We start from the raw sequence: 11,401 nt of genomic DNA, 5'->3' as shown, positions 1-11,401 counted from the left end.
TACCCTTATCGCCGCAAGCGATACGCAGCTTAAAGCGGCGGGGATTTTCGATCTCAAGGGGCTCACTCTTAAAACATCGCCGATTGTATTAAATCTGATCGGTCCCGATGAGATCATCTTTTCGCTGAACCGTCATGAGAAAAAACGGCGTCGCCGCCGTACGGCGATTTTGCTGGATGATCTGAAGGTAGGCGATTACGTCGTGCACGAAGAGTACGGAGTCGGGATATTCGAGGGGATTGAACAGGCGGAGATCCTCGGCGGGATCAAAGACCTTGTCGTCATTAAATACATGGGGGATGACAAGCTTCTCCTTCCGGTGGAAAATCTTGATTCGATCGACCGGTACATTGCTTCGGGTTCGCTGCCGGTTCTGGATCGTTTGGGCAAAGGGAGCTTCGGCAAACTCAAAGAGTCGGTCAAAGCCAGACTCTTCGAGATCGCTTCGGAGATCGTCGGGATCGCCGCGAGCCGGGCATTGATCAAAGCGTCGGTGATCAGTGTCGATGCGGGGGAATTGTGTCGGTTTCAGGCCGAGTCGGGCTTTGACTATACCCCCGATCAGACCAACGCTATTCATTCTATCATCCGCGATCTCGCATCGGGTCAGATCATGGATCGCTTACTTAGCGGGGATGTCGGTTTCGGGAAAACGGAGGTGGCGATGAATGCTATTTTTGCCGCCGCGAAAGGGGGATACCAATCGCTCCTTGTCGCCCCTACGACGTTGCTCAGTTCGCAGCACTTCCAGTCGCTCAAAAGCCGTCTCGCACCGTTCGGAATCCGGGTGGCGAAGCTTGATCGCTTCGTCAGCACTAAAGAGAAAAATGCGACCCTTCGGGCACTCGAAGCGGGGGAACTCGACTGTGTCGTCGGGACCCACGCCCTCTTCGGGGTAAGCTGTGCGAAGCTTGGAATCGTTATCATCGATGAAGAGCACAAATTCGGGGTGAAGCAAAAAGAGAAGCTCAAATCGCTCTATGAAAACGTCCATCTGCTCAGCATGAGTGCGACGCCGATCCCGCGCAGTCTCAATCAGGCGCTTAGCTCGATCAAAACGATGTCCGAGCTCCTCACCCCTCCGAGCGAGCGTTTGGGGGTCCGTACATTCGTCAAAAACTACGATGAAAAACTGATCAAAGAGGTCATATTGCGTGAGCTGCGCCGCGGTGGTCAGGTCTTTTACGTCCACAACTCGATCGATTCGATGGTGATCAAATCGGGTGAACTCAAAGCGATCCTCCCCGATCTGCGGATTTTGATCCTCCATTCCCAAATCAGTGCTGCGCAAACAGAAGAAGAACTGGCCAAATTCGCCGACCGTCAGTATGATGTACTGCTTGCGACCTCGATCATCGAATCGGGCATTCATATGCCGACGGTCAATACGATGATCATCGACGGGGCGGATCGTTTCGGAATGGCCGATCTGCATCAGCTGCGAGGTCGTGTCGGACGGGGTCATATCGAGGGGTATGCCTATTTTATCGTGGATGACAAAGATAACCTCACCGAAGAGGCGAAAAAGCGGCTTGTCGCGTTGGAATCCAACTCCTTTTTGGGGAGCGGTTCGATGCTGGCGTATCACGACCTCGAAATTCGCGGCGGGGGAAATCTCGTCGGGGATGCCCAAAGCGGACATATCAAAAACATCGGATATGCATTGTATTTGCGGATGTTGGAAGATGCGATCAAAATTCTCACCAATCAATCCACCGCCGTAAGGGCGAAAGTGGATATCAAACTGACCGTCAGTGCGTTTATCAGTGATGAGGTGGTCAGTGAAGACCGTCTGCGTCTGGAACTCTACCGCCGTCTCAGCCACTGCGAGACGCCGAGCGAGATTTACGAAATCGAAGAAGAGGTAGGCGATCGTTTCGGAAAACCCGATATGCCGACGAAACAGTTTTTCGAGATCATGGTAATCAAACTCCTCTGTATCGAGAAAAAAATTAAAATGGTAAGCAATTACAACCAAAACATCACGATCGAATATCAAAACGGCTCGAAAGAGACATTGCAAAGCAGCAGCAAAGACGATGACGATTTGATTGCGGCGGTGCTCCATTATCTCCGTAATGCCAAACCGAAGGTGCTCTAGTGAGTTTTTGTTCCTATTTCGACACCCATGTCTGCCGATCGTGCTCCTGGATCGATTTTCACTACGGCGAACAAATCAAGCAAAAAGAGGATCATCTGCATACTCTGTTGGACCCTTTTAAGCCTCTTGAATGGCTCAAACCGGTTCCCAGCCAGCTCAAAGGGTTCCGAAATAAGGCTAAAATGGTCGCTACCCCGACGCGAGAGGGGGTCGTTTTGGGAATTTCGGAGGAGAGCAGCCTGATCGAATGTCCTCTGTACGATCTCTCCATGCAGCGGGCTTTGGAAAACATCCAGCAGTGGCTGAGAGATTTGGGGATTAAAGCCTACGATGTGAAAAAACGAAAAGGGGAACTCAAATACGTTTTGCTCACCCGCAGTACGAGTAACGGTTCGATGATGCTTCGCTTTGTTCTCCGCTCCCACGGAATCGTTCCGAGGTTGCAAAATGATTTGGCAAAGCTGTTAGAACTCTCGCCCGAACTGAAAGTCGTCACCGCCAATATCCAGCCGGTCCATATGGCGATCATGGAGGGAGACGAAGAGATATTCTTTACTGAAGAACGGCGGCTGGAAGAGAGACTGAACGGGATACCCCTCTATATCCGTCCCAAAAGTTTTTTTCAGACCAATCCCGACGTCGCCGCGAAACTCTATCGCAGTGCGTCTGAATGGGCGGATGAGAGCAAACCTAAACGGCTTTGGGATCTGTTTTGCGGCGTGGGTGGATTTGCACTGCATTGTGCCGCGCCCGATCGGGAGATCGTCGGGATCGAGATCGAGAGCGAATCGATAGCGTGTGCACGCGATTCGGCGGCACAGATCGAACTGCAAAATATCCGTTTCGAATCGCTCGATGCGGCGAGTTTCAGTGCGAATGCGGGGGAGAAGCCGGATGTCCTGATCGTCAACCCTCCCCGCAGAGGTTTGGGAGAACAGATTTGCAAATGGATCGATAAAATCCGTCCTCCGCGCATCCTCTATTCAAGCTGTAACGCCCTTACTCTGACAAAAGATATCGAGATGCTGGGCGCCTACCGTCTCAATCGGGTACAGATTTTTGATATGTTTCCCCACACCGCCCATTACGAGGTTCTGGTCGAATTGACTCTGGGCTAAGAGGTGCTCAGTGTCCCCAAAGGGGATCGGTTCCTCGGGCAGTCTCCAGATAGGTGAGATAGAGCCTCACCTCAAACTCGAGCTGATGATAGGCGGGTTCGATGTGGGTACAGAGTTTGTAAAACGCTTTGTTGTGCTCTTTTTCACGCAGATGGGCGAGTTCATGAGCGACGATCATTCGCAAAAACGGCTCGGGCGATTTTTTAAACAGATTCGCGATCCGTATCTCGTTTTTGGCTTTGAGTTTTCCCCCCTGTACCCGCGAGACGAAGGTATGGGTTCCCAGCGCCGATTGGAGATCGCGGATTTTCGTATCGTAGAGGATTTTGGAAATTGGCACGGAGTTGCGCAGGTGAGCGTTTTTTAGCTCAATCGTATAGTCATACAGCGCTTTATCGGTGGTGTAAGGGTGGGTATCAGGATATTTTTTCAGAAGATACCCTCCCAATCGACCTTCGCGGATGAGGGCTGAGACCTGATTTCTCGTCTCTTCGGGATAGTGAATGAGATATTTAAGCGATTGCATGTGCAATTATAGTATAGTTACACTCAATGCAACGGGTCATAAATTTATGCATAAAGGCTCACGATGGAACATCAAAAGATCGACGAGCTTGTAGCCCGGATCAAAGCGCTCGAATCGGAACTCGAAACCGAGCTTCATCAAGAATACGAACGCTTTACCTGCGAAATCACGAAAAAGCGCGAAGAACTGCTCGCTTCGTACCGTCACGACCGGGAGAATCTGTTTCGCTATTTAGTGACGACTCCGATATTGCATTTGCTGAGCGCTCCGGTGATCTGGGTCGTTTTATTTCCTGCCGTAATTTTGGATTTGTTTGTGACCCTTTATCAATGGATCTGTTTTCCTATCTATAAGATAGCAAAAGTCAAACGGCAAGACTACATTATCATCGATCGCCACATGCTGGGGTATCTTAACAGTATCGAAAAGCTCAACTGTCTCTATTGCAGTTACTTTAACGGTCTGATGGGGTACATTTCCGAGATCGCGGCACGGACGGAACAGTATTGGTGCCCGATCCGCCATGCGAAGCGGATGAAATCGATCCATTCGCGCTACCAAAACTTTTTTGAATACGGTGACAGCAAAAATTTTCGTCAGGGGAATAGAGAATTGAGAAAGGAACTCATGGAGGAGAAAGAGTGAAAATAGCGTTTATCGGAGATATCGTCGGACGTCCGGGACGGATGATGATCCAAGAACATTTGAAGCGATTGCGGCGCGAACACGGGATCGATTTTGTCATCGCAAACTACGAGAACGCTTCGCATGGATTCGGCGTGACGCAAAAGAACGCCCAGGAGCTTTTGGGGATGGGTATCGACTGCATGAGCGGGGGAAACCATACGTGGGACAAAAAAGAGATCGAGCCGCTGCTCGAATCCCTCCCGATGCTCCGTCCCCACAACTACCCTGAAGGGGTCAAAGGGACGGGATGCCGTATCTTCGACGTGGCGGGGGAGAAACTCGCCGTCCTCAACATCATGGGTCATTACGGGATGCCCTACGTCGATAATGCTTTCCGCTGCGCCCGTGACACGGTAGCACACCTAAAAAGCGAGGGAATCAATCATATCTTCCTCGATTTTCATGCCGAAGCCTCCAGCGAGAAACGCGGTATGCTGATGCTCCTCGCGGGGGAAGTGAGCGGAATCATCGGAACCCACACCCATGTGGGAAGCGACGATTTCCAGATCGTCGGCGGCACGGCATACCTCACCGATATCGGTCTCAGCGGATGCCGTGACAACGTCATCGGAATGGATGCCAAAGTGCCGCTGGATCGTTTTTTGACGGGGGTTGCGGGACGGTTCGAAGTCCCCGAGAAATGCCGCAAGATTCTCCAGATCGCCGTGATGAGCCTCGAAGAGGGGAGATGCATCGACGCCTTCAAGCTCAAAATCTTCGATGACGGGCGGGTGTTTCGCACCGATGCGTGGGTAGAGGAATAGTGGATGGAGTTGCAGGACTCTTGGGAACTTTTCAGCGCACTTGAAAAACTGAAACTTTTAGAGAACTCTCCGCCGCTGTGGTGGCCAGCGTATGGCACGTTTGAGGTCGTCGTCGGGGCTGTACTGACCCAAAATACCCAGTGGGAGCGGGTTCAAATCTCTCTGGACAATCTCCGAAATGCCGAGATTTTAGCCCCCGATCTCCTCGCGCAAACGCATCCCGAAACCCTTATGGAGCTGATCCGTCCGAGCGGGCTGTTCAAAGCGAAAGCCTCCAATCTCATCCGCCTTTCACGCAATATGATCGACGAGTTCGGCGATTTCGAGACCTTTGCGCTGAGTACCGACCGCGACTGGCTGTTGTCTCAAAAAGGGGTCGGCCCCGAGACGGCGGACTCTATCCTCTGCTACGCCTGCGCCCGTCCCGCTATGGTCGTCGATGCGTATACGGCACGGCTCTTAAACGCGTTCGGGTATGAGTTCGAGAGTTATGATGAGTTGCAGGAGTGGTGTGAAGCGGGGGTGAGAGGCTATTTCGATACCGTTCAGCTTCCCGCCGCGTTTGCGCGGTTTCATGGGATGATAGTGGAGTATGTGAAGGGGAATAGTAAGGGGAAAGCGGTAAATATTACAACTTTATCTGTACAATAATCAAAAAATGCTATTATTTAACAAAAAACATTTTAAGGTTTGATTTGAAGTTTGGTTATATAGTTTATATTTTTTTTATTTCGATAGTAAATTATATGATGATTATCGGCTATCAGGGAATAGAACGGTTTGATCCAAAAATTTGGTTTCAGAAAGTATCGAATGAAGTTGATTGTACATGTTACAGAGGTGCATTAGCAAATGATTTGAGTAATCGATTGATTACTCAAGATATGACGAAGCAAGAAGTAATCAATCTATTAGGAGAACCAGACAGAATATCTCTGAATGATATGAAATATGAGATGGATTATTCCTTGGGTTTTTGCAGTATGGCTGATTATAATAGTCTTATAATTCATTTGGATAGTTCAGAAAGAGTTGAAAATGTACATACTAGACAACATTAATTGGATGGGAATACCAAAAAAAATTGTTATATGGGCATTAGTTTACTCTTTTATATTTCCCATTACATATTTGATTGGTGGTGCGATTGCTTCTATAGGAAATATAATAACATTTCCATTTTTGCCGGGTGCTTGGATTGTAAGTAAGGGGTTTGTCTATCTTTTTGGGAGTGGGAATATTTATCTATTTGGATTAGCGATTGGGATATTTTTTCAGCTTGGTATTATCGCATGGCTATCCAAAAAATGTTTTGTTCTTAAAACACGTGAAAAATGTATTAGTTGTGTTTTAGCGAAAATGGCATTATTTGTGTTTTTAATTTTTTGCGCAACATTGTTATTTTATGGCGCAATGTTTTATATGTATTCACATAGATAGATATACTCAAAACACCTCTTTAACTCGTCCCACTTCCCCGCTCATCAACCATCTATTGCGAATGTGCTATAATTTACCAAAATGAACAAAAGAGAGGGCGCGTATGAGTGAAAACGATATTATGAAAATCAGCGATACGATTATCCGTATCGCACAGCCTCACAAGCTCCTTTTGTTCGGCAGCGGTGCGACGGGAACAATGAGTGAGGAAAGCGATCTCGATTTTCTCGTCGTGACCGATCATTGCGAAGATGAAGACGTACAGGTGCGCCGTGAACTGCATCGGCAAAATATCCGTATTCCTCTCGACATCATCTATGTCACTCCAGCGGCACTGTCTGAGAAGTTGGCGACAAACGACCCTGCATTTAATGAACTATATCGGAATGCCAAGGTGATGTATGGCTAATGTCACAGCGGCGAAAGATTGGCTCTCTTTTGCCCTCAAAGATTTGGAAGAGGCACAGCTTTTAGACAAGCACGATTTTTATACCGACAAGATCGGTTTTTCATTACAGCAGGCGTGTGAAAAATCTCTGAAAGCTGTTTTGGCATATAACAATCAAAAAATTACCAAAGTGCATGATCTGGTTGAGCTGTTGGCGCAAGCCGATAGTGTGTTGAGTTTTGATGAGTATGTGGAGACGATGACAAAGTTAAACGGCTTTTATATCGCATCACGCTATCCGATGCCGATCATTTATTCCCCATCAAAAGAACAAATCAGAATCCATATTGTTAAAACACAAGAGCTTTACGAGACGATCAAAAATTTCTGCTCTTAGAACACCTCTTTGACCCGTCCCACTTCCCCGCTCATTAACCTCACTTTGATCCCGTGCGGATGATTCGGCGATTTGGTGAGGATGTCGCGGACGATCCCCTCGGTCAGTTTCCCCGTTCTCTGATCCTCTTTGAGGACGATACTCACCCGTTTCCCCGACATGATATTTTTTCGTTCTTTGCCGTCCATTGTATCTCCTTAGTTTAGTAGTGTTATGAGTTCATCGAGCGTTTTGATCCGATGGGTTGCCGTGCTGAAATCGTGGTTTTCGGTAAAGCGGTTGTGGACGATGACGCACTCGATCCCCGCCGCAACGGCGGAGCGCAGTCCCCGCTCCGAATCCTCCACGACGATCGTCTCATGCTTCTCTCCCCCCATACGCTCTAACCCCAGCAGATAGGGATCGGGGTAGGGCTTGGCACGGGGGTATTCGCCGTTGCAGAGGACGAAATCCATATAGTCGGTTATCCCGCGCGCGGCATGGATGAGTTCGAAATCGCATCGCAGCGCCGAGGTGACGATCCCCATGCGGTAGCGCCCAGAGAGTTGCTCAAGTACTTCCCGCACACCGGGGATAGCGATCTCTTCGGTGCGGAGATAGTACTGATAGCGTTCGTTGCGTTTTGCGCGCCATCGGTCGGTTTCTGTGATGGGGACTCCCGTCTCTTCGGCGATCAAAAAGGCACTTTCTCCTGCGATCATAATGTCGCGGTAGCGCTCGGGGGTGAGGGTGTAGCCATACGACGCTAACACTTCGGCGCTGGCGGTATAGTACCAGTGTTCGGTATCGACGAGGACGCCGTCGTTGTCAAAAAGGATCTGTTTTTTCATAGCGCAATGATATCCAATGTGAACGGCAAACGCGTTATAATGGCACATCTATTTATAAATTTAGGAGAATATATGATCCGTTTGGTATTGGTAGGCATGATGGCAATTTTGATGATAAGCGGATGCACGGCAAAAGAGTTTAATTCGGGTGTCAACGACGCAACCGATGGTGTAACCCGCGTCATTCGCGGAACCAACAACTAATAGAACCGTATTTGCATATTTTGGCGGATATTACGCCAAAGGGAATGTATGACAATTGATGTCAATTTGAGCCGAACCGATGAGGATTTTTTCGATAATCTGGATGATATTATCGAAGATACGATGGTACAGATGTTTATCCTCCATCCGAAAAATGCGTCGGAAATTGCCGAAGCGCAGCAAAACGCTTCCGAATACGAAAGCCTGTTTTATTCGCTGCCGCTTCATCTTCGCGGCGAAGCGGATGAGAACTGTGTCGCCTTTTCGATTTCTAGCGATGAAGACGTCGCCTCTCTTCCCGATACGACCAAACCGCTTATCGTCGATCAATCTTTCCTGAACGATTCCATTGTCATAGCCTTGAAGGATGCACGCGGAATTATCCTCAATGCGACGTCTGCGAACAATGCTCTGGAAAACTTTTATGTCTCTTTGGGTGCAGGGACGATCGGTTCGTTCGATACCGAAACGTTAAGCGCTCTGAGTATGGATCGTATCGTATTGCAAAGCAGCTATCCCGATCACGGGTTCGACGAGATATTCAGTACGGTCAAAGTGATTTCGGACGCGATGTTTCGCCCCGAGCAGAGCATCATCGCCCGCGCAACAAAAAGCTCGCTGGAGCTATTCGGATTTCGCAAAAGCTAGCAGGCCATGATCTCGATGCAGTCTTGCGCTTTCGGGACGAGGTCTTAAAAGGTGTGTCTATCTTGTAATACAGATTGATTATAAATACAGAGATTTTATTGAAAAGGAATCCCATGTATTTTACCCGGCGCGAATTTTTAAAAGTTTCTGCTATGGCAGCGTGTACCTTGGTCGTTTCGACAGGTTTATCGGGTTGTAATGATGATGGAGATATCAATGTCGCGTTCAATCACGGTGTCGCGAGTGGGGATCCCCTCAGCGATCGCGTTATTATATGGACACGGATTACACCGGAAGAGAGTAGTATTTCTTCTGTAAGAGTATCTTATCAAGTTGCTACGGATGCAGCTTTTTCACATATTACGAATAGTGGTACGGCAACAGCCAATTCCTCCCAAGACTATACGGTAAAAATCGATGTTCAAAATCTTTTACCGTATACACAATATTATTATCGTTTTTGGGTTGGAAAAACCTACTCAGTGACAGGGAAGGCAAAAACACTGCCGACCGCCTCTCCGGATCAAGTTAAAATGGCAGTATTTTCATGTTCTAATTATCCTAAGGGATATTTTAATGTGTTTAGTGCTGCTGCAACAATTGATGATTTGGATGTCACGCTCCATATTGGAGATTACATTTATGAATATGGAATGTACGTCAATGATGATTTCACTGCAAAAGTTCCGGCATATGGGACTGAAGATGCAATATCGATCGGACGTGCGCTTCCATCGGATAATAATACCGAATGTATCACGCTTAACGATTATCGTAAACGTTATGCACTTTATCATACTGATTCCGGGATGCAGGCTATACATGCCGCTTGTCCGATGATTGCAGTATGGGATGATCATGAAATCGCAAATGATGCTTATAAATCGGGTGCTGAAAATCACGATGTGACAGAAGGTTCTTATGATGATCGTGTGGCTGCAGCACTTCAGGCATATTTTGAATGGATACCGATCCGTCCGGTTTCTGAGATAAAAAAAATCTATCGAACTTTTGATTTTGGAGGATTGGTATCTTTACATATGCTTGAAACACGTTTGTGTGGTCGTGATAAGCAACTGAATTATTCAGATTATTATACTCCTGCATTTGATTCAGCGGCATTTGTAGCTGATTTGACTTCTCCTGCTCGATCAATGATAGGCAGTGAAGAGCTTGCATGGCTTCAAGGTACATTGGCTACATCCAGTGCGACTTGGCAGGTTATCGGTCAGCAGGTTTTGATGGGAAAAATGAATCTTCCTGCAGAAATATTGGGCTCAGTCGCCGTACTTCAAAGTGATAGTGCATCAGATGCAGAAAAAGCAGCTGCAATGAGTGCCGTTAATACATCAATTACAGAATTGACCCAGATTAAAGTACGAATATCGATGGGAGACCCGACAGTAACGTCGGAAGAAGCGGCACGCGTGAATACGGTGCTACCTTATAATCTTGATGCATGGGACGGTTATTATTATGAGCGTGAAGTTATTTATGCATCTGTACGAGGGTTGGACAAAAATTTAGTAGTTTTAGCCGGGGATACTCATAATGGATGGGCAAGTAATCTTAAAGATAGTAGTGGTAATCAAATCGGGGTAGAATTTGCGACTTCATCAGTTTCTTCACCGGGAATGGAAGAATACCTTGCTATTACATCGACGGGTATGGCACAGCAACTTGAAGCAGCATTGACAATCTTGGTCGATGATTTGGAATATGCTAATTTGAACAACCGAGGATTTTTAGTCGTTACATTTACTGCAGAGAAGGCAGAAGCACAGTGGAAATATGTTGATTCGATCAGTTCAACGACGTACAATCTTTTGACTGATCGGGAAACAACATATCAAGTGTTCCCAGGAAGTGAAAATAGAACGTTAGTCAGGATTTAGCAACTGATGACATTGATGCAGTCTTGCGCTTTCGGGACGAGGCAGAGAAAACTGTAGGCTTCGTTGCCGAGCGTTTCGTAGCTGTGGGGAACTCCTGCCGGGATCAAAAGGACGTCTCCCGCTCCCGCTTCGATGGTTCGGTCTCCGATCACTACTTTCGCGCGTCCGCTGATGACGTATTGTTCGTGTTCAACCGTGTTGGTGTGCAGGGGCATATGCCCTCCCGCATCGATGGTGAAATTACGCATCGCGAAGTTGGGAGACTCCTCCGGAGAGAGGAGCATTTTCATACTGACTCCTTTGCCCGCTTTTTGGGGAGCAGCTTCAATCGCATCGATCTGTTTGTGCAAAAACATCTATAACCTCGTTCTTGAAATAGCGTACAGTAACATACAAATCTTAA

16 protein-coding genes are annotated in these 11,401 nt (G+C 47.6%); 12 read left to right on the top strand and 4 right to left on the bottom strand.

Annotated elements, in window-relative coordinates:
• Together Q0389_RS03975 and rlmC are read left to right on the top strand one after the other, a co-directional pair.
• A partial coding sequence (locus Q0389_RS03975; RefSeq protein WP_298691852.1) for a DEAD/DEAH box helicase occupies nt 1-2,101 on the top strand: 2,101 nt, incomplete at its 5' end.
• Nucleotides 2,101-3,219, top strand: a complete 1,119-nt coding sequence (gene rlmC, locus Q0389_RS03970; RefSeq protein ID WP_298691850.1) for a 23S rRNA (uracil(747)-C(5))-methyltransferase RlmC — start codon at nt 2,101-2,103, stop codon at nt 3,217-3,219. The genes Q0389_RS03975 and rlmC, both read left to right, overlap by 1 nt.
• Before the next feature lie 7 nt (nt 3,220-3,226).
• Here rlmC and Q0389_RS03965 read toward each other — a convergent pair whose 3' ends face one another.
• A complete protein-coding gene (locus Q0389_RS03965) occupies nt 3,227-3,745 on the bottom strand; it encodes a YgjP-like metallopeptidase domain-containing protein (protein WP_298691848.1) in 519 nt (172 codons plus the stop codon).
• 63 nt (nt 3,746-3,808) lie between these two features.
• On the opposite strand from Q0389_RS03965, the gene Q0389_RS03960 reads away from it, so the two are divergent.
• The 7 genes from Q0389_RS03960 (at nt 3,809) to Q0389_RS03930 (ending at nt 7,421) form a co-directional block, all read left to right on the top strand.
• Nucleotides 3,809-4,390: a hypothetical protein gene (locus Q0389_RS03960; protein ID WP_298691846.1), complete on the top strand. Its 582-nt coding sequence runs from the start codon at nt 3,809-3,811 to the stop codon at nt 4,388-4,390.
• On the top strand, nt 4,387-5,196 hold the full coding sequence (locus Q0389_RS03955; protein WP_298691845.1) for a TIGR00282 family metallophosphoesterase: 810 nt from the start codon (nt 4,387-4,389) through the stop codon (nt 5,194-5,196). The genes Q0389_RS03960 and Q0389_RS03955 overlap by 4 nt, the downstream gene beginning before the upstream one ends.
• Before the next feature lie 3 nt (nt 5,197-5,199).
• A complete protein-coding gene (locus Q0389_RS03950) occupies nt 5,200-5,847 on the top strand; it encodes a 3-methyladenine DNA glycosylase (protein ID WP_298691843.1) in 648 nt (215 codons plus the stop codon).
• A gap of 95 nt (nt 5,848-5,942) precedes the next feature.
• The gene (locus tag Q0389_RS03945; RefSeq protein ID WP_298691841.1) at nt 5,943-6,257 is read left to right on the top strand and encodes a hypothetical protein; all 315 of its coding nucleotides are present in this window, start codon (nt 5,943-5,945) and stop codon (nt 6,255-6,257) included.
• On the top strand, nt 6,235-6,636 hold the full coding sequence (locus Q0389_RS03940; RefSeq protein WP_298691839.1) for a hypothetical protein: 402 nt from the start codon (nt 6,235-6,237) through the stop codon (nt 6,634-6,636). The genes Q0389_RS03945 and Q0389_RS03940 overlap by 23 nt, the downstream gene beginning before the upstream one ends.
• A gap of 103 nt (nt 6,637-6,739) precedes the next feature.
• Nucleotides 6,740-7,045: a nucleotidyltransferase domain-containing protein gene (locus Q0389_RS03935; RefSeq protein WP_298691837.1), complete on the top strand. Its 306-nt coding sequence runs from the start codon at nt 6,740-6,742 to the stop codon at nt 7,043-7,045.
• The gene (locus Q0389_RS03930; protein ID WP_298691835.1) at nt 7,038-7,421 is read left to right on the top strand and encodes a HEPN domain-containing protein; all 384 of its coding nucleotides are present in this window, start codon (nt 7,038-7,040) and stop codon (nt 7,419-7,421) included. The genes Q0389_RS03935 and Q0389_RS03930 overlap by 8 nt, the downstream gene beginning before the upstream one ends.
• Here Q0389_RS03930 and Q0389_RS03925 read toward each other — a convergent pair.
• Nucleotides 7,418-7,609 (bottom strand): YwbE family protein, encoded by a 192-nt coding sequence (locus Q0389_RS03925; RefSeq protein WP_294915255.1) that lies wholly within the window; start codon nt 7,607-7,609, stop codon nt 7,418-7,420. The genes Q0389_RS03930 and Q0389_RS03925 overlap by 4 nt on opposite strands.
• A 9-nt stretch (nt 7,610-7,618) precedes the next feature.
• Entirely contained in the window at nt 7,619-8,251 is a 633-nt protein-coding gene (locus Q0389_RS03920; protein ID WP_298691833.1) for an HAD family phosphatase, read from the bottom strand.
• Between the two features lie 72 nt (nt 8,252-8,323).
• Between Q0389_RS03920 and Q0389_RS03915 the strand changes: the two genes are divergently transcribed.
• From Q0389_RS03915 to Q0389_RS03905, 3 genes are all read left to right on the top strand, one after another.
• A complete protein-coding gene (locus tag Q0389_RS03915; protein ID WP_298691831.1) occupies nt 8,324-8,455 on the top strand; it encodes a hypothetical protein in 132 nt (43 codons plus the stop codon).
• Between the two features lie 48 nt (nt 8,456-8,503).
• Nucleotides 8,504-9,103, top strand: coding sequence for a hypothetical protein (locus tag Q0389_RS03910; RefSeq protein ID WP_298691829.1), 600 nt, complete (start codon nt 8,504-8,506; stop codon nt 9,101-9,103).
• Nucleotides 9,104-9,216: 113 nt separating this feature from the next.
• Nucleotides 9,217-10,998 carry an alkaline phosphatase D family protein gene (locus Q0389_RS03905; protein ID WP_298691827.1) on the top strand — a complete coding sequence of 594 codons (1,782 nt, stop codon included), beginning with the start codon at nt 9,217-9,219 and terminating at the stop codon, nt 10,996-10,998.
• Here the strand turns inward: Q0389_RS03905 and Q0389_RS03900 are convergent.
• Nucleotides 10,995-11,354, bottom strand: coding sequence for a cupin domain-containing protein (locus Q0389_RS03900; protein ID WP_298691825.1), 360 nt, complete (start codon nt 11,352-11,354; stop codon nt 10,995-10,997). The genes Q0389_RS03905 and Q0389_RS03900 overlap by 4 nt on opposite strands.
• Nucleotides 11,355-11,401 lie beyond the last annotated feature (47 nt).

Source organism: uncultured Sulfuricurvum sp. (genome assembly GCF_937936435.1).
In the GTDB taxonomy this organism is placed as follows: domain Bacteria; phylum Campylobacterota; class Campylobacteria; order Campylobacterales; family Sulfurimonadaceae; genus Sulfuricurvum.
This window is presented reverse-complemented; position numbering and strand designations above follow the sequence as displayed.